This window comes from Legionella hackeliae (assembly GCF_000953655.1).
In the GTDB taxonomy this organism is placed as follows: domain Bacteria; phylum Pseudomonadota; class Gammaproteobacteria; order Legionellales; family Legionellaceae; genus Tatlockia; species Tatlockia hackeliae.
Map to the genome: position 1 here is coordinate 1,279,757 of NZ_LN681225.1, position 18,926 is coordinate 1,298,682.

Here is an 18,926-nt window from a genome sequence, read left to right on the forward strand (position 1 = left end):
TTTGCAGAACAACCAAAAACGCTTGACCCAGCGAAGTCCTATTCGAGTAATGAGTATCAGTTCATTGCACAAATTTATGAGCCATTATTGCAGTATGATTATTTTACAAGACCGTATATTCTAGTCCCTTTAATTGCAACACGCATGCCGGAGCTGCGTTACCTCGATAAAAACCGCCGACCCCTTCTTAATCCAAAGGTTGGAGACCCAGCCTTTTCTGTGTATACCATCCACATTAAACCTGGGCTTTATTTTCAACCGCATCCTGCATTTGCTAAAAATAAGGAAGGTCGCTATTTGTATCTCAATTTAGATGAAGATTATTTGGATGACAATGATATTAGTAAGCTATCTGATTTTAAACATACGGGAACGCGTGAGTTAACGGTAGATGACTATATGTATCAAATTAAACGATTGGCAAGTCCTGCGGTAAATTCACCTATCTTTGGCTTGATGAGTGAGCATATTGAAGGATTTCTTGATTTTGGGAAAAGCTTACCTCGACAGCATGGATTTATTGATTTAAATAAATACCCCATGACCGGCCTTCGTAAGATTGATAATTATACCTTTGAAATTACGATAAAGAATCAATATCCACAATTTATGTTTTGGTTAGCGATGCCTTTTTTTGCTCCCGTACCATGGGAAGTTGATGAATTTTACTCTCAACCTGGTATGGACGATAAAAACTTAAGTTTTGATTGGTATCCAGTGGGAACAGGGCCTTTTATGTTAACTGAGAACAATCCAAATCGTCGTATGGTTCTCAATAAAAATCCCAATTTCCGTGAGGATTTTTTCCCCGAAAATGGTTCAATCGAGGACGAAAAAGCAGGGTATACGCAACATGCTGGTCAGAGGCTTCCTTTAATTAATCAGGCTGTTTTTACCCTTGAGAAAGAATCAATTCCTCGATGGAATAAATTTTTGCAAGGTTACTATGATCAGTCTGGTATTAGTACTGACAGTTTTGATCAGGCGATTCAGATTAACGATGCAGGTATTCCCACATTAACCCCAAGTATGCAAAAGAAAAAAATACGTTTGGTCCAAACTATTGATCCTAGTATTTTTTATCTAGGTTTTAATATGTTAGATCCTGTGGTAGGAGGTAGGAGCGAAAGGGCGCGCAAATTACGTTTAGCTATCTCTATTGCTGTTAATTTTGATGAGAGTATCGCTATTTTTTTTAATGGCCGCGGCAAAGCAGCACAAGGTCCTATTCCACCTGGAATTTTTGGTTTCAAAGAAGGTAAAGATGGAATCAATCCTTATGTATATCGTTGGTATAATAATGCACCAAAACGTCGGCCCATAGAGGATGCCAGACGACTTATGCGACAGGCCGGATATCCTAACGGTATTGATCCAAGCACAAAACAAGCGCTTATTTTAAATTATGATGTACCCATTACCGGGGGACCTGACGATAAATCCATGCTTGATTGGATGCGTAAGCAATTTGCCAGTATTGGTATTGATTTAAATATTCGGGCCACTCAATACAATAGGTTTCAAGATAAGATGCGCACTGGAAACGCCCAAATTTTCAGCTGGGGCTGGAATGCTGATTATCCCGATCCTGAAAATTTTCTTTTCATGCTTTATGGAGCAAATGGTAAAGTGAAGCATAATGGCGAAAATGCAGCCAATTATGCAAATCCACGTTTTGATCGTTTATTTGAGTTGATGAAAAACCGCAGTAATGATTTAGAACGGCAAAAAATAATTGACAGTATGGTTGAAATCGTGAGGCATGATGCACCTTGGGCATGGGGAATGAATACTAAAACCTTAACACTAAGTCAGCAATGGGTTTCACCTACCAAGCCAAATACGATAAGTGTGGGTGGTTTAAAATATTTAGGAATTGATGTTGAGTTACGTAACAAGTTACGCCAGTTGTGGAATAAACCGGTGTTTTGGCCACTTGGTCTCCTGTTTTTAATAGGTATGCTAGTATTATTGCCCTTACTGCTTGCCTATTATCAAAAAGAACGGCGAAGTGCTCCGAGAGTAAAATCATGATTCAATATTTATTACGGCGCCTGCTGTATGCAATTCCTATATTATTAGGCATTAATATCATCACGTTTGCTTTGTTTTTTATGGTGAATTCACCCGATGATATGGCGCGTATGCAGCTCGGGGAAAAACATGTTAAGCCTGAAGCGGTGCAACAATGGAAAGTGCAACACGGCTATGATCTGCCGTTATTTTTTAATGCTGAAAAATCTGGGGTAACTACAATAACGCAGACGCTTTTTTTTCAGAAATCACTCAAATTGTTTGCCTTTGATTTTGGAGTCTCCGATGCTGGGAGAGATATTAGCTATGACATTTCTCACAGAATGTGGCCAAGCCTTGCAATCGCTTTTCCTATTCTTATTCTTGGTATGATGGCCGATATTATTTTTGCAATGCTGATGGCCTTTTTCCGTACGACTTATCTTGATATCAGTGGGGTAGTGGTATGTATTATTTTAATGTCCATTTCCAGTCTATTTTATATCATTGGAGGACAATACCTCTTTGGTAAACTGTTGCGTCTTGTCCCTATTTCTGGTTATGACGGTGGTTTAGATAGTATTAAATTTATAATATTGCCTGTCCTTGTTGCAGTGATTGCAGGAATTGGGGCTGGTTCTCGTTGGTATCGTAGTTTATTTTTAGAGGAAATGAATCGAGATTATGTCAAAACTGCGAGAGCGAAGGGTTTATCTGAGGTCACCGTACTCTTTCGTCATGTCCTTAAAAATGCAATGCTACCGATTCTTACAGGTATTGTCGTTTTAATTCCCTCATTGTTTATGGGAAGTTTAGTTTTAGAATCATTTTTTGGTGTTCCTGGACTTGGAAGCTACATTATTGATGCCATTCAACAACAAGATTTTGCAATTGTTCGAGCCATGGTTTTTCTGGGCTCAATCCTTTATATCGTCGGTTTAATTTTGACCGATATTTCTTACACTTTAGTTGATCCACGTGTGAGGTTTAGTTAGATGGAATTATTATGGACTGATAAGTGTTTCCTTAGTGTATTGCTAATCAGCGCATTAATAACTCTTTTCAGTCTGCGCAAAAAGCATATCCGAGTTGCATTTAAACGTATTGGTAAAAAGCCCTTGGCAATGAGTGCGGGCGTGGTTCTGTTATTCTTTTTAACATTAGGTGTCTTAGATTCAATTCACTTAAACGCAGTAAGTTCGGAGAATGCCAATGCTTCTTTAGAGCAAAATGATTCGTTGCTAGATAGAATATTAGCCCCTTTAGGGAATGTGTATGAAAAAACTTATTCAGCACCATTAGCCTTAAATCTTTATAGCATAGAAACGGTGCTGGTTAATAATAAGGTAGAGCAGATATATCCGCGTTTGAACTATGTGTCTCAGCGTATTAAAACTTCTCAAGATAAGCATCATACAATTTTGCAAACATTGGTTAAAGCGTTTCTCATGTCTACTTATCTCGGGGGGCTACTGTGGCTGCTCATGATAGTAATACCCTGGTTTTCGACTAAAAAAATCACTGTTTTGCCCAGCAAATCGGGTTTTAGTGTTTTATTAACCAGCTTTGTTTGTTTGTTTATCATGTTTGCCAGTTATTGGATATCTCGTGATTTTCATTTATTAGGAACAGGTAAAATTGGGCAAGACATCTTTTATTATACCGTAAAGAGCATTCGGACAGGGCTGGTCATTGGAATATTAACGACGCTTTTTATGTTACCTTTAGCTTTATTATTTGGGATTGCCGCAGGTTATTTTGGTGGTTTAATAGATGATGTTATCCAATATGTTTATACCACCCTGAGTTCTATACCGGGAGTACTATTAATTACTGCCTCTGTTCTATCCATGCAAACCTACATTGCGAACCACCCGCAAGAGTTCGCGACCTTGGCTAAAAGCGCTGACGCGCGTTTATTTGCCTTGTGTCTAATTCTTGGTGTAACCAGTTGGACGAGTTTATGCCGGCTATTGCGAGCTGAAACCCTTAAATTAAGAGAAATTGATTACGTAACTGCCGCACGTGCTTTGGGTAGTAATTCCTTTACTATCATTCGAAAGCATTTATTACCCAATGTAATGCACATTGTACTTATTACTCTGGTATTGGATTTTAGTTTTCTTGTTTTGGCGGAAGCGGTGCTTTCCTACGTGGGGGTGGGCGTTTCGCCAATGACCATAAGCTGGGGCAATATGATTAATGGCGCACGTTTGGAGTTAGCACGAGAGCCTATCGTATGGTGGCCGATGATGTCGGCATTTATCTTAATGTTTATTTTAGTTTTAGCCAGTAATCTCTTTGCTGATGCAGTAAGAGATGCCTTTGATCCCCATCAAACTTGAAAGCTTAGATTACAAAGAGATTAATAGTTTATACATAAAGAGTAATTTTACAGCAAATAATCGCGGCATAAAGATTTTATTTCGGGTAAGATAGCGTCATTTTTTATTATCAAAGAGGAGTTGTTATGCCTTCAGTGGAAGACGTTGTTAAAGTGTTTAAAGCAGGTTTTCAATACCTTAATTCAAGCGGTCAGCGTCAAGAAAAATGGTATGAATTGTGGTACAAGAGTGATTTTTTGCGAAAAAATGTGACAGATGTGAAATTAACAACGGCGATAGAAGAGGCGGTAAAAACGTGTAATGACAAGTTGGATTTGTTGATTAAAAATCATGGCCAGCAAGAGTTTCATGCTTATCGACAAGAGTTTTTAAATCCTATTGTAGATGTTCTAAATACAGTTCAAGCCAAGCGCTTTCAACATGGCAAGACAGGGACCAGAAATTTCGAGCATGCCGGGCGCTCTATTTTCCAACGTGTTCAATACTCAAAAAATCCTGGGTTACTGGAGCAAAGCGTCATCCAGGGATTAAATAATATAAAAGATGAATATAATGAATTAACCAATCTGATTGATGAGATAATTAAAAGGATTGAGGAACGACCTCAATCATTCGTACTTTTTCATGAGAGTATGGGCGTTGTTGCAAATGGTAGACGTCAGTATTCAGATAGCGGTTGTATGAGTAGCCTGGCTGATCATATTGCTACTCACCAGTTAAGCCTGGATGTTGAGGAGCTTGATAATATGACTGCTTCAAGCGGTTTAGAGAGGTAACCTCGGTTTTAACAACATTGATTCAAAATTTTTAGCTAATTCCACCATCTCCTTTGTTTTCGAGAATTTTTGAAAAAATTTAATTGGATTTTTCGTGGGTTGATGGTGGTTAAAAATAAATCCTAAAGCATTATTACTATCTCGAATATCCTCTAAATAGCGAGCTTGGGCATCCGCTGTTAATGTCGCTGCAAATGTCACACAGTGCACAAGCAACTCTTGTCTGTGTTTGTGTATTTTTTTTATTTGAGTTTTAGTTAAATCTTGTGGAGGCATTGCTGCAAGTATGATGAGAAGCATTTCTTTCCTGTCATTTTCGAGTGCAAGATCAAGGATTGACTTATCTTCAGGCGCATGGAAATTAGTAGCCCCATTGTCAATGAGTTTGCGCAACATTTCAAAAAATCCATCTTCGGTAGCTATTGAAGCAGGGGTTGATTGGTCCTTAGCTATGGCGTTTATATCGATAGGCGATTGTAAGAGAATGTCCATAGCCTCTAGTTGATTTCCTTTTGCCGCAAAATGGGCAGGGGTAAGTTTTTCATTCGTGCACTGGGTAAGAGGTAATTTAAAATCAAGGTATTTTTGTAGGTAGTCACAATGACCATAGAGTGCTGCGATATGAGCGATTGTCATTTTTGTATAGGAGGTTTCTCTGGTTGCCTTTTCTTCATCAAATTCATTGAAATGTTGATTTCTAAATTGCTCCAGTTGTTCGATAAGTAAAGACGAGGGGAGATTATTGGTTGCTGAAAAAATATCGACATTAAAAATGATATTTTCATGAGTGGCAAAAACACCTTTTATGAAGGGTATTAATTCACTGGAAGAAAATGTTAAAGCCTCAATATTTTGCCCGACAATGGATTGGTCAACCATAATCCATTGTTCGGATTCAGTATCATATCTTAAACCGAAACGATGTTGTCCGCTGCTTATTGAAAGAGCAACCCTATCGTGCTCATTGGCAATAATATGACGAAGATTGTTAATATAAGTGAGTAATTCAGTTTCATTACAAACAACTGGTTCACTAAAGATTTTTTGAATATTTCCCAGTTTCTCAAGTCGATTTGAGGCTATCACTTTAGATATAGACACTATATCAATTTGACTTAAATTTTTGTCGAACAGAAAGCTTTTGTACTTTGAAGGTCTTTGATAAAGTTGGATACCGTCCAGGAAGGCAATAATTTCCAAAGTTTCATATTCTTCGTTAGTCAGCTTTTCAGGCGAAATCCCTGATTTTAATTTATCTTGAACCTCGTTAATGTTATTGATTAACACAGTGTTAAAAATTTTTTCATCTAATAATTTTTTCAAACGAGCAATAAATTTTGCTTCCTCTTCCTTTCCACTTAACCAAGCCTGAATCCACATAGAAGTTATACCTGCGCAGATGCCTTTTTCCGTAATATTTTCGTATCCTAGACTGGTCATTAATTTGATAAGTTTTAGCATAAAAATAAGTGGGTGTTTATGTATAAATCTTATTATATATGGTCAAAATTAAGGCAATATGAGTTGGGGGAAAATGTAGCTCATCTCCTCTAGCCTGAAACAAAGGAGTTGATGAAATCGCAATTCGTACTTAACTTAGATTGTGATACAGTCTTATGTGTGATGTGCACACCGCAGAAATGTAGGTCGGGCCTATCCGACCTACATTCAAATGCTACAGGAATTCTTTAAGAACATTCGCTTGATAAGAGTTGGGTTTTACTCGTAAATTGTAATCACCCCATCCATGTCCTGTTGACCAAATTGTCCAGCCGACAAAACCGTAGTCTTTTCCTTTCGCAGAGTTATCTTGCAAATATTGCATAAATTGCCTTAAGGGAGCTGTACAGCTTTTTGCATCTCTCCCAGTACCAAATTCTGTTACGATAGCTTTTAGACGATTTTGTTGTAAATAATTAACAAATGCATCGAGATTAAATCCACTCTGGCCCGTTGTGGTTAAATCTTGTAAGCAATTATCGTGGGTTCCACTGAAATCGTTATCAAGATATTGATGAACATTAATTAATATTTTCGATAAATCTGTAATCCCTGCCTTTGCAAAATTATCACGAGTAAATAACGTTGCATTGCTATAAGTTTGGCCATTTATTCCTGTCCATTGGTAATTTTCCCAGGAATGAAGACCTGACCAGCCATTTCCCTCTACCATGATATATCCATCAAATTTTTGGTCACGTAGAAGCTTTATTAACGACGCTTGAATCGCAAATACTTTATCATCAGGGACACCCACGGGTTCATTCATAAGATCCAGTAAAATGTAACTTTTATTAATTGCCGGATCATTTTGAATCAGTGTCACTAACTGTCCCCATACGGATTTGTAAGCGTTATCATCTAAAACCAGGGTACCATCAGGACAAGGGCCTGATTGTCCACACCCTGAGTATTGCTCGCCAAATTTTGAATAACGCATGTAAGCATGCAAATCAATAATGGTATGGACTTTAGCCTGTGTAAGGGATTGCAGAAGAGGACGAATATAATTGTTGTAATAGGCAAGATTTAAACGTCCTTTCCCTGGTCCATCCAATTGTAAATAGCTCCAACTAATGGGTACGCGAGTGGTGTTCATGCCCATAGAAATCCATTCTTCTGTTTCTTTTAAATCAGAATAGCGACCACTGCTGTCTTCTATTGAAAGATTAGGGATGACTACGGGGTCTATCACTTTACTAAACTCAAGACCTGATAAATTAAACCCCGCAAATTGCCAAAAATTCGGGGTTTGGGCTTGTGTCAATTGCGAGTTTGTTGCAATCGCTGTGTAATTAATTGAACCTGTTACTCGACCTTGGCTATCAATAGCGGGTTTGTTATAAACAATGTGAACATCTTCGGGAGGGGAATACGAGGCGATGGAATTATTACCAGAATTACTGAGATTAAAGCCTACATAGCCTAGGTAAGTATTTGAGAGATCGCAGCCACCAAAGCGTAAAGTTGCTCCCACGTAATACTCATTTCCTGAGGCTTTGTTGGCGTCACCTGATTGACCTGAAGCAAGTTTTAATGTGACTTGTCCTGATTGATTTTGTACGCAAAGGTAAGGTTTAACAGATCCATTTGGCCCTACGCCGTCAACAGCATTAGTAATTGTTGCCGCTGAAAGCGTCCCAGATAACAATGAGAAAACTACGATTGGTCTTAGCACGGTAAATTCTCCGGTGAATATAAATTAAATTTTATGTATAATAACAAGACAGCTTCAACTCAAAAACCTGTCTTTACTGACAGGTTACAGGCAAATAAATGTATGAAATATGCACAAAAATGGCGTCTGCGAGTTCTATTGAACACTTAAAGCAACTCTTAATTAATTATTTTTCACGTGAAGGTATTACAAGTATCGCTTTAACCTATTACAAACAGCACACAAAAACAGGCAACAAGCTTATTTATGATTGGGTAAGCGCTCCTCTTCGCGCCTGGCATGAGCATTACCTCGGTGAAAACTATGCGGACATTGATAGAACACTGGAATCCCTTGAGCAAGGTTTACTGCCCACGTTTTGGGATCTAGATTGCCAGCTTGCCAATGCAAAAAATACGCGTGAACAGCGGATGCGTCAGGAATCTAAAGAATTTGGAATTCATCAGGGCTTGTGTATTCCACTTCATGGGCCACAAGGTGATTTTATTGTTTTAGTGTTGCATCAGCGGATAAATGAAGCAGGATTACACCATTGGGAACAGAAACAATATGGTTGGCTTGCTATTATCCAATGCTATTTTCATCATCTTCGACAATTTTTATTACAAGATGCAGTTTCTGCGGTGAAGCTAACAAGACGTGAACAACAATGTATACAGTTAACAGCTGAAAATATGCGCCTTGATGCAATAGCGTCTTTGTTAGGCGTTTCACAACGAACAGTCAATTTTCATTTGCAAAATGCCAATAAAAAATTAGGGGTTAATAATAAGTATTTAGCAGTTATACGGTGGCTTGCAAGACACTAATTTAAGGATATAAAACACAATGCTTGCTCTCAACAACTGAGTTCGGTAGAGTTCACTTCATCACTCCTTCTCTTTTTACTCTATGAAATCGCGTTTTGTTCATTTGCGGGTACATACCGAATTTTCTATGGTTGATGGATTAGTGCGTATAAAACCGCTTATGAAATCCTTGGCCAACAAAGGTATGAATACAATTGCTGTTACGGATCACTGCAATTTATTTGCAGCAGTTAAAGTGTTTAAAGCAGCATTGGACGCAGGTATTAAACCTATTTTGGGGAGTGATTTACCCTGTCATCAACCCGGAACTCCAGAACAAATCAGTTCGCTTATTTTATTGTGTCAAAATGAGATAGGGTATCGAAATTTAACATGCCTGGTGTCTAAAGCCTATCAGGAGGGGCAATACCAAGGCCAGCCAAGAATCCAATATCCCTGGATTGAGGAGCATGCAGAAGGGCTCATTGCCTTATCAGGGGGACGATTTGGAGCGATAGGTAAAGCATTGCTTGCCGAGGATGAATCAGGTGCATACGCTTTGGCCCAATCTTTCATGAAGCTATTCCCCAACCGTTTTTATTTGGAAATACAGAGAACGGGGCGAACGTATGAAACAGAATATAATGAGCGCGTAGTGCGTTTGGCAGAAGAGCTGAATTTGCCTCTGGTGGCAACCAACGACGTGCGTTTCCTGCAAAAAGAAGATTATGAGGCTCATGAAGCACGGGTTTGCATCCATGAAGGGTACACCTTAGCTGATCCAAGACGACAGCAACTATATAGTGCCCAGCAATATCTGCGCTCGGCCGACGAAATGGTGGCTTTGTTTAAAGATTTGCCTCAAGCCTTGGAAAATACAGTTGAAATTGCCAAACGCTGCACGGTCAAACTGGATTTAGGCAACAATTATTTGCCCAATTTTCCAATTCCGGCAGGCTCAACGGTGGAAAATTATTTATCGGATTTGTCAAAGAAAGGTTTAGAAGAACGCCTTCAACAAATTTTTCGTGACAAAACACCCGATGCAATCGAACTTTTGCGTGAGCCCTACGATAAGCGCTTACAGATAGAGCTTGATGTAATCAACAGCATGGGATTCCCCGGATACTTCCTGATTGTGGCCGATTTTATACAGTGGGCAAAAAAAAATGGTGTCCCTGTCGGGCCTGGACGGGGCTCTGGTGCGGGCTCACTGGTGGCTTATGCGCTAAAAATTACCGACTTGGATCCCTTGTTGTATGAGTTACTCTTTGAGCGTTTCCTAAACCCGGAACGTGTTTCCATGCCTGATTTTGATATCGATTTTTGCATGGAAGGACGGGATAGGGTTATTGAATATGTTGCTGAAAAATACGGCCGTCAAAGCGTGTCACAAATTATCACCTTCGGTACTATGGCAGCTAAAGCGGTGGTGCGGGATGTGGGGCGTGTCCTTGGGCACCCCTATGGTTTTGTGGACAAGATAGCTAAATTAATTCCTTTTGAAATAGGAATGACATTAAACAAAGCCCTCGAGGATGAGGAGGAATTAAAACGACGTTATGACGATGAAGAAGATGTTAAAGAATTGATTGATTTAGCATTAAAACTTGAGGGGATAACACGGAATGCAGGTAAGCATGCTGGGGGAGTGGTCATTGCACCCTCTAAACTCACCGATTTTACAGCGATTTATTGTGAACAAGGCTCCACACAAATTGTCAGTCAATTTGATAAGGATGATGTGGAAGCGGCAGGACTTGTTAAATTCGACTTTTTGGGGTTACGGACCCTAACAATTATTGATTGGGCATTAGCGATTGTTAACAAACAACGTGTCGCTCAGGGTGAGACACCTATCGATATCTCACTTATTCCCACAGATGATAAAAAAACATTTGATTTGCTAATGGCTTGCCAGACAACAGCGGTTTTCCAGCTGGAATCCCGAGGAATGAAGGAATTAATTCATCGGCTTCAACCGGATTGTTTCGAGGATATTATCGCGCTTGTAGCACTTTTCAGACCCGGCCCTTTACAATCAGGGATGGTGGATGACTTCATTGATCGTAAGCATGGCCGTGCCAAAGTTGAATACCCACATCCGGATTTGGAGCCGATTTTAAAGCCAACCTATGGTGTTATCTTGTACCAGGAGCAGGTTATGCAAATTGCTCAGGTATTGGCGAATTATACACTCGGTGGAGCAGATCTTTTACGTCGTGCTATGGGTAAGAAAAAACCAGAAGAGATGGCAAAACAACGTGAGATTTTTACTGAAGGTGCCACTGCGCGTGGTGTTGCTGAAGAGACAGCCACCTATATTTTCGACTTAATGGAAAAATTTGCGGGCTATGGATTCAATAAATCTCACTCTGCTGCCTATGCGTTGGTTGCTTACCAAACAGCATGGTTGAAAGCACATTACCCCGCTGCCTTTATGGCGGCTGTCATGTCTTCCGATATGGATAATACCGATAAAGTGGTCACCTTTATCGACGAATGCGTACAAATGAAGCTTAAGGTGTTGCCGCCGGCAATTAATCAATCTCACTATCAATTTACTGTTGCCGATGATAAAACCATTCTTTATGGTTTGGGTGCTATCAAAGGAGTCGGTGAGACAGCTATTAATTGTATTGTTGAAGAACGAGAGGGTGGTGGATCCTATGCAGGTTTATTTAGTTTCTGCCAACGAATGGACTTGCGCAAAGTCAATCGTCGAGTTTTAGAGGCATTAATTAAGAGTGGAGCTATGGATTGTTGGAATGTGGAGCGTGCGGTACTCTTCGCATCGCTTGATAAGGCATTAAAACTGGCGGATAAAACACATCAAAATCAAAATAGTGGTCAGACGGATTTGTTTTCGATGCTTGAAGAAGCGGTCAATCAGGAAGATTATGTCGAATCTAAACCTTGGCCAGATATGATGCGTTTAAATGGCGAAAAGGAAACGCTAGGCTTGTATTTAACTGGACATCCTGCAAATCAATATACTCAAGAGTTTAAAACGTTTGTCACGCCTATTGCCCGATTAAATCCAAGTACTGCCAAAAAAGCGTGTATTTGTGGTTTAGTCATTTCATTACGACGAGTAATGACCAAACGTGGGAAGAAACTGACGATCATTGGAATAGAGGATTCCAGTAATAAGATGGATGTGGTGGTTTTTTCCGAAGTTTATGAGGTACAGCAGACCAATGTTCAGGTTGGTGAAATGTTGATTGTTGAAGGTGAAATTGCCCCGGATGAATATAGTGGGGGCATAAAGATGACAGCTAGTCAGCTATATAGTATTGATGAAGCCCGTACGCGATTTGCCAAATGCATTACCATCGATTTATCAGCTAAAGAGCAAGGGATCTTACCGACACTGCAATCAATACTCAAAACCAACACGGGTGAATGTGTGGTTCAGGTTCGTTACTTAGGAAATAGTGCAAGAGCGGCTCTTAATTTAGGCACGCAGTGGCGTGTGGTTCCAAGTGATAGTTTACTAATGACTTTAGGGGAGTTGTTAGGGGCAGAAAACGTAAATTTAAGTTATTAAAGGCAAATAAAAAGGCGCTCTCATTAATGAAAGCGCCTTTTGTCTTCTAAATCTTAGGATAAAATATAATCCTCAATGTTTACGCCTAAGAGAGTAATTGTGCTACCGTCACCGAACTGGAGCATAGTAGTGTATTGTCCGTTCGCTTCATTAATAAAGTAGTCGGCTGCACCTTCAAATTGCAATGAATCTCCGTATGAAAAATCGAGAATAACATCATTACCGGAACCAGCAGTAAAGACGAACGTATCATTTCCGACACCTCCACTTAAGGTATCATTTCCGGCACCGCCTACTAATGTATCATCCCCCGCGCCACCATTTAACTCGTCATTACCGGCACCGCTTTTAAAGGTGTCGTTCCCACTATTGCCTATCAATATATCATTTGAAGCAGTACCTATTACTTCTTCTACACCTGTTACTGTTAATTGTTTGCCGTCAGTGGTTAAAAGCTCTGTGAGGGCAGAATAAGTAGCGCCCGAACTAAGTGCACTCAAATCCAAGGTGTCATAATCAGACCCATCAGCCTTTTCTCCCAAACTTACTGAATTATCAAGAGCAGTATTAAGTGATTTTACGGACAATTTATCATTTGCTTCAGAGAGCTGTAATTCACTAAATCCATAAAAGGCATGCGTATTGGAAGTAGTGACTCCGGCAGAGTCTACAGAGTTTACTGTAGTTAGTCCGTCTCCATTATTTGCAGCACCATCCCATGTTGCTTGGATTTGAACAAGTTGAGGTTCAGGAGGGGGTTGCTCAGGGTCAGTATCGATTTCACGAGCTCTAACAGCGGTTAAATCAGCAACTCCGCGAGTGTTAGTTTCGTTGTCAACAATCATCCAGGGGCGATATTCTGAAGTTGAAGTATCACTTTGGATCTCCACCGTATTATCGCGTAATCCTGTAACCGCCACAGTAACATCATCTGTAACGGGATTTACGTCTGAATTTGTTAGGTCAACTCTAACTTCTCCTGTAAATAAATGCGCACTTTCGCTAGGTCTGGTGGTTTCATTAGATAGCTGATTTGATAGATTGGCCAAAAGGGTGTTTAATTCAGCAGTATTAATTTGTCCAAGAATTGCTGTAGCGATTAGGGCTGCAATGAGTCCGTATTCAATTGCTGTAGCATTGAAAGCATAAGTTCCTTGAGCAAAATCAACTGTAGCCACATTATCAATGTTGGGACCACCACTATTAAATTCCATATCCATGGTGACCTTTTGAATACCACTAAGAGTGGGTGTTGCGCCGGCGGGATATTCTTCAAAGAAGAGTCCTACATTGGTTGCACCTGTTCCCTCTATCATTTTTATAGTCGTAGGATCATTATTGGTATAATTATTGGAGTTTGCCGCAAAAATAAAGTTGTAATCCCCACCCTGATCGAGTACCACGGTTGTTGATTCAGTATCGAGACGGATCGCTTCAGCATTGGCGATAGAGAGGCTATTGCCGTTCCCATCAGCAAGTGTCCCCGTACTTGCAGTATAAGTTGTGCCACGGATATTAGAGATATCGACAATGTCATTATCAGTATTTGCACCGTTTTCGCCTAAATCGATTTGCAAACCATCAATTATAGTATTGACCACTAAAAGATCGCTTGCTTGACCTGTTTGTATCGTTTCGATAGTTCCAGTTTGTTGGGTATTATCAGCGACAATCCCTGTACCAGTCAGTTGAATTACTGTTTGATCAGGAATGTAGAGATCAACATCAGCGGTTACTACAGCGGTGGGCGCTGAGCTCAGTGTTTCATTGGTGTTGTACTGGTCAGCATAACTAACTTGTACCGTTATTGCTTTGCCTATATCACCAGCCGTCAATGTATAATTGGCTGCATTAGCTCCGTCAATAGCAACGCCATCAGCTAACCATTGATAGTTTAGTTGACCTAAACCATCTGCATCGGCAATAGCCTCTGTATTTGCTGTTAGCGTTTCATTTTCCTGCGCCGTACCCACGATTACTACAGCACCTTCAGGTGCATCGTTGACATTGGCAACGGCCGTGGTTGCTGCAGAAACAAGCTGTTCAGCAGTATTGAATTGGTCCGTGTAATTAATTTGAACCGTGATGGCTTTACCTACATCGCCTTGAGTCAATGTATAGCTGGCTGCATTGGCACCTGAGATTGCAACACCATCAGCTAGCCATTGATAACTAAAATCACCGAGTCCATCTGCATCGGTTATATCACTTGTGTTGGCCACTAGCGTTTGGTCTTCTTGTGCCAGGCCTTCGATAACAACTTGACCAAGTGGACCATCATTGACGTTGGCTACCGCAGCCGTTGCGCCTGCCGTGACAGCTTCGTGTGCACCAAAGCCATCCGTATAGTTAACAGCGACAGTAATTGCCTTACCTACATCGCCCTGGTTTAATGTGTAATTCGCAGCAATAGCGCCAGCTATGGCAACACCATCTGCAAACCACTGATAAGAGAAAGCACCTAATCCGTCCAAGTCAGCTAGTTGTTCAGTATTTGCAGTTAACGTTTGTCCCTGTTCGGCTACGCCCTCAATCACAACATTACCCGTCACCACATCATTCACGTTGGCGACTTCAACCGTAGTGTCGGCATTAAGAGATACTGTATTTCCGTTCTCATCTCTATATGTAAGAACCAAACCAATTTGTTTGCCTACATCATCCTGGCCCAGGGTGTAACTTTGTTGAGTTGCATTAAGAATATTTTGACCATCTGCTTGCCATTGAAAAATAAAACCGGAACCATCATCAAAATCAACATTGCTTAAATCAGCGGTTAATGTTTGATTCTGCACCGCCTCACCACTAATCGACACACTGTCAGGATCAAGATCTATCCCAAATTTTTCGGCTAATTTTTCAATAACATCAAGGAGTTTTGCTTTAGCGGTACCTGATAATTTTGCCGCCACGGCCGTGAGGGTTTCAATAAGTTTTAATTTTAAGATATACAAAAGGTTCATCGCCAATCTCCTGCAACAATTGCCAATAAAACACTTATGACGCCTGCTGTTTTCCTTAGGCGATACTCCCTATTGTACTCGCGAGATAAGAAACGGTAATTGTACAATTTTAGTACATATGTGGGGCTAGTCAAGTCTATTGACATAACCATTATTACTCTTCATGAAAAGCTTGTCTAAAGCTGTCTTCTAGCGGGGTTATTAAATAATCAAAAGCGGTCCTTTTTTCCGTAATAATCATGACTTGAACAGGCATTCCGGGGTATAACTGAATTTGTGGAAAGCGAGCCAATTCATTTTTATCCAAGGTGATTCGAGCCTTATAAAATTTCTTTTTTGTGGCTTCATCTTCAAAAATATCTGCAGAAATACTTAATACAGTTCCTTCCAGAGTTGGAGTATTTCTCTGTTTATAAGCCGTCAAATGAACCTTGGCTTTTAAGCCAGGTCTGACAATATTAATATCAATGGGATTTATTTCTGCCTCAATAATCAACTGGTCCCCAGAAGGGATAATATCTAATACCTCTTGCCCTGGAGTAATAACACCACCCACGGTATGTTTTTTAAGGCCAATTACCGTTCCGGCCGACGGAGCCACAATGAGAGTTCTGCGTAGAACGTCTTCAGCTGCTTTTGATTTTTCTAGCACGTCTGCTAATTTTTGTTGAGTTGTACGTAATTCCTCTAACAAATCTTTACGGCGTGTTTCCATTAGGGTATACATTTGTGATTTAGTTTCACCAATCGCTTGATGGGCCTTTGCAATTAAACCTAAGTGTTCACCACGATTACCATTAAGCCTGGCTTCTTCTCGTTTTAAAGCGAGTAAGCGAGGGCGGTCAATAAGTTTCTTTGCTTCCAAATAAGCGACAGCTTCAATTTCTTCATCAATGAGTTTGATTTGTTCTGTTTCAGACTGTACCTGCGCTTGCAAGCTGGAAATTTCTTTATGCAATTGATCGATTCGTTGATTTAGCACTTTTGTTTGGCCTTCATAAGTATTCACTCCCGCTGTAAATAATCGTTCTTGGCCATTTATAATTTTTTGTACGTCGGGATTATTTTTCTGTTTTAATAATTCATTAGGAAAGACAACTTTGGGATCGTTATTTAGTTCAGAATATATGCGAGCTTCAGCTGCAAGACCCTCCCACATTTGAACTTGTAATAGTTGTAGAGAGGTTTTGGCCTGGGTGTCCTGGAGTTTAATAAGCGGTGTATTGGCTTTGACTACTGAACCTTCATTAATAAAGATTTTTTCAATGATGCCGCCTTCCATGTGTTGAACCGTTTTATGCTCAAACTGAACAACAAACTTACCTTCGGCAACGGCTGCTGAATCCAGTGGAAAGAGCAATGACCATAGAAAAAAACCACCCACAAACACAATAAGAAGCGTTGAGCCTGCTATGATGGCATTTCTAATGACGGGTTTATCCGTGGTTGGCGGAAGTTTTTTAAATAGTTCATCCATTGCCAATACCTTTACCTTCTTGCAGTTTAGGATTTTTGGCAAATTCATGCAGTTTCGCTAAAATTTGTTCCCTGGGCCCTGAGAATTGAATTTTACCTTCATTAAGCACAATGATAGTGTCCACATGGCGAATAATACTCGGACGATGGGCAATGATAATGACGGTGACCCCATTTTCTTTTAGTACTTGCAATGTTTTAAGTAAAGCAATTTCACCTTCGTTATCGAGGTTGGAGTTAGGCTCATCAAGTATGACTAGTTTGGGCTCTTTATAGAGCGTGCGAGCTAATGCAATACGCTGACGCTGTCCTCCTGAAAGGTTAAAGCTATCTCGGCGAATCACGGTATTGTAGCCTTCCGGGAGGCGTAAAATCATTTCATGGCAACCTGCCAGCTGCGCTGCTTTGACTACTTCGGCATCATTGACTTCGCTCATGCGTGCAATATTGTCTTTGACAGTTCCTGCAAATAATTCAATGTCTTGTGGTAAATAGCCTATGTATTGGCCAAAATCATCTCGTTCCCACTGATAGACATCTGCACCATCAAGACGCACTGTGCCAGTATTTGGTTTTAAGACACCCACGATTAGTCGAGCTAATGTGGATTTACCCGCGGCTGATGCACCAATTAAGGCAACCATTTCACCTGCTTGAATTTTATGAGTAATACCAGAAATAATTAATTTCTGCATATTAGGTGGAGAGTAAAAAAGATTCTCTAAAGAAAGAATGCCTTTAGGTTTCGGTAACTTAAGCCCTGCCTTTCTTCCAGAGATAAACATAAAATGAGGTTCAAGACGGCTTCGTGCTTGTTTAAAACCTTGAAATTGCTTCCAGGCACCAATGGCTTGCTCGACAGGAGCTAGTGCACGGGCCATCATAATAGAGCCTGCGATCATCATCCCAGAGGTGATTTGATTGGTTAAAACGTAATAAGCACCCACACCAAGAATTAAAATTTGTAAACAAAAACGCAGGAACTTACTACACGATAAAATATAGCCTGATACCTTGCTTGAGCGGGTTTGAAACAAAAGAACTTTTTCGTTATTGGTGTACCAATTATTAATTAAAGGATAAAGCATCCCCATTGCTTGAATAACTTCAGAGTTTCTCAATGTTGCTGTTGTATCGTTATTGTTACTAATTGCCATGTTATTTGCATTTTCCATGGTTTTTTTTGTCGCATACTCATTGGCGAGCGCGCAAGCAAATAAAAGAATGGCTCCTATGGTGGAAATGAGACCAAGAATGGGATTTAGCATAAAAATAACAATAAGGTAAATAGGAATCCAGGGGGCGTCAAAAAAAGTAAACATGGCACTGCCTCCTAAAAACGAACGCATAGTACTGACATCGCGTAACACTTGTTCTGGATAAGGATTTCCTTGTAAAAGCTGATCAGGGCTTAGAGCAAGCGCAATAGGGGAGACTTTTCTGTCAAACCAGGTACTGATATGGATAAGAATATTAGTACGTACGACATCTAAAAGACTCAAGACAAGTAAGGCGAGAATTGCAATTAATGTAAGGTAGATTAAGGTTTCATAGCTGTGACTGGCGAGAACACGATCGAAAATTTGCATCATGTAAAGAGGAATTGTGAGCATCAATAAATTAATAAAGAGACTGAAGAAACCAACGTAAAGGTAGGCAGAACGGCTTGCTAGAAAGATCTCTTTTAGCAAATTATTGGTGGGTTTCTTAGCCATCGAATTTCACAGAAAGCAATATGTAATAACTATAGTTCAACAATAAACAATGTTCTAAATAAATGGTAAAAAAATTAATACATTGATTTGTTGTTATCTATTTTCGGGGGGGGGGGGTAAAT

The 18,926-nt window shown here is 40.0% G+C and carries 11 protein-coding genes; 6 read left to right on the forward strand and 5 right to left on the reverse strand.

Annotation, left to right across the window (positions count from 1 at the left end):
• Positions 1-144: 144 nt before the first annotated feature.
• From LHA_RS05845 to LHA_RS05860, 4 genes are all read left to right on the forward strand, one after another.
• On the forward strand, positions 145-2,034 hold the full coding sequence (locus tag LHA_RS05845) for an ABC transporter substrate-binding protein (RefSeq protein WP_370447941.1): 1,890 nt from the start codon (positions 145-147) through the stop codon (positions 2,032-2,034).
• The gene (locus LHA_RS05850; protein ID WP_045105716.1) at positions 2,031-3,008 is read left to right on the forward strand and encodes an ABC transporter permease; all 978 of its coding nucleotides are present in this window, start codon (positions 2,031-2,033) and stop codon (positions 3,006-3,008) included. Before LHA_RS05845 ends, LHA_RS05850 begins: the two co-directional genes overlap by 4 nt.
• Positions 3,009-4,358 carry an ABC transporter permease gene (locus LHA_RS05855; RefSeq protein WP_045105717.1) on the forward strand — a complete coding sequence of 450 codons (1,350 nt, stop codon included), beginning with the start codon at positions 3,009-3,011 and terminating at the stop codon, positions 4,356-4,358. It abuts the gene before it with no gap.
• Between the two features lie 125 nt (positions 4,359-4,483).
• Complete coding sequence (locus tag LHA_RS05860; protein ID WP_045105718.1) at positions 4,484-5,134, forward strand: hypothetical protein; 651 nt, start codon at positions 4,484-4,486, stop codon at positions 5,132-5,134.
• Here LHA_RS05860 and LHA_RS05865 read toward each other — a convergent pair.
• On the reverse strand, positions 5,123-6,514 hold the full coding sequence (locus LHA_RS05865) for an ankyrin repeat domain-containing protein (protein ID WP_156413577.1): 1,392 nt from the start codon (positions 6,512-6,514) through the stop codon (positions 5,123-5,125). The two genes, LHA_RS05860 and LHA_RS05865, sit on opposite strands and share 12 nt — an antisense overlap.
• 295 nt (positions 6,515-6,809) lie before the next feature.
• Positions 6,810-8,312: a glycoside hydrolase family 5 protein gene (locus LHA_RS05870; protein WP_045105720.1), complete on the reverse strand. Its 1,503-nt coding sequence runs from the start codon at positions 8,310-8,312 to the stop codon at positions 6,810-6,812.
• Positions 8,313-8,410: 98 nt separating this feature from the next.
• Here LHA_RS05870 and LHA_RS05875 point away from each other — a divergent pair, with 98 nt between their 5' ends.
• Both LHA_RS05875 and dnaE read left to right on the forward strand, forming a co-directional pair.
• Entirely contained in the window at positions 8,411-9,121 is a 711-nt protein-coding gene (locus LHA_RS05875) for a helix-turn-helix transcriptional regulator (protein ID WP_052673602.1), read from the forward strand.
• Between the two features lie 82 nt (positions 9,122-9,203).
• Positions 9,204-12,650 carry a DNA polymerase III subunit alpha gene (gene dnaE, locus LHA_RS05880; protein ID WP_045105721.1) on the forward strand — a complete coding sequence of 1,149 codons (3,447 nt, stop codon included), beginning with the start codon at positions 9,204-9,206 and terminating at the stop codon, positions 12,648-12,650.
• 53 nt (positions 12,651-12,703) lie between these two features.
• Here dnaE and LHA_RS05885 read toward each other — a convergent pair whose 3' ends face one another.
• From LHA_RS05885 to LHA_RS05895, 3 genes are all read right to left on the reverse strand, one after another.
• Positions 12,704-15,613 carry a beta strand repeat-containing protein gene (locus LHA_RS05885; RefSeq protein ID WP_045105722.1) on the reverse strand — a complete coding sequence of 970 codons (2,910 nt, stop codon included), beginning with the start codon at positions 15,611-15,613 and terminating at the stop codon, positions 12,704-12,706.
• 154 nt (positions 15,614-15,767) lie between these two features.
• Entirely contained in the window at positions 15,768-17,090 is a 1,323-nt protein-coding gene (locus LHA_RS05890) for an HlyD family type I secretion periplasmic adaptor subunit (protein ID WP_052673603.1), read from the reverse strand.
• Positions 17,083-18,804, reverse strand: a complete 1,722-nt coding sequence (locus LHA_RS05895; RefSeq protein WP_045105723.1) for a type I secretion system permease/ATPase — start codon at positions 18,802-18,804, stop codon at positions 17,083-17,085. The genes LHA_RS05890 and LHA_RS05895 overlap by 8 nt, the downstream gene beginning before the upstream one ends.
• Between the last annotated feature and the right edge of the window lie 122 nt (positions 18,805-18,926).

Excerpts from the sequence above, each read along its gene's own strand:
- LHA_RS05845 (WP_370447941.1), top strand. The coding sequence starts at position 145 with ATGCCGGAGCTGCGTTACCTCGATAAAAACCGCCGACCCCTTCTTAAT.
- LHA_RS05850 (WP_045105716.1), top strand. The coding sequence starts at position 2,031 with ATGATTCAATATTTATTACGGCGCCTGCTGTATGCAATTCCTATATTA.
- LHA_RS05855 (WP_045105717.1), top strand. The coding sequence starts at position 3,009 with ATGGAATTATTATGGACTGATAAGTGTTTCCTTAGTGTATTGCTAATC.
- LHA_RS05860 (WP_045105718.1), top strand. The coding sequence starts at position 4,484 with ATGCCTTCAGTGGAAGACGTTGTTAAAGTGTTTAAAGCAGGTTTTCAA.
- LHA_RS05865 (WP_156413577.1), bottom strand. The coding sequence starts at position 6,514 with ATGTGGATTCAGGCTTGGTTAAGTGGAAAGGAAGAGGAAGCAAAATTT.
- LHA_RS05875 (WP_052673602.1), top strand. The coding sequence starts at position 8,411 with ATGTATGAAATATGCACAAAAATGGCGTCTGCGAGTTCTATTGAACAC.
- dnaE (WP_045105721.1), top strand. The coding sequence starts at position 9,204 with ATGAAATCGCGTTTTGTTCATTTGCGGGTACATACCGAATTTTCTATG.
- LHA_RS05885 (WP_045105722.1), bottom strand. The coding sequence starts at position 15,613 with ATGAACCTTTTGTATATCTTAAAATTAAAACTTATTGAAACCCTCACG.
- LHA_RS05890 (WP_052673603.1), bottom strand. The coding sequence starts at position 17,090 with ATGGATGAACTATTTAAAAAACTTCCGCCAACCACGGATAAACCCGTC.
- LHA_RS05895 (WP_045105723.1), bottom strand. The coding sequence starts at position 18,804 with ATGGCTAAGAAACCCACCAATAATTTGCTAAAAGAGATCTTTCTAGCA.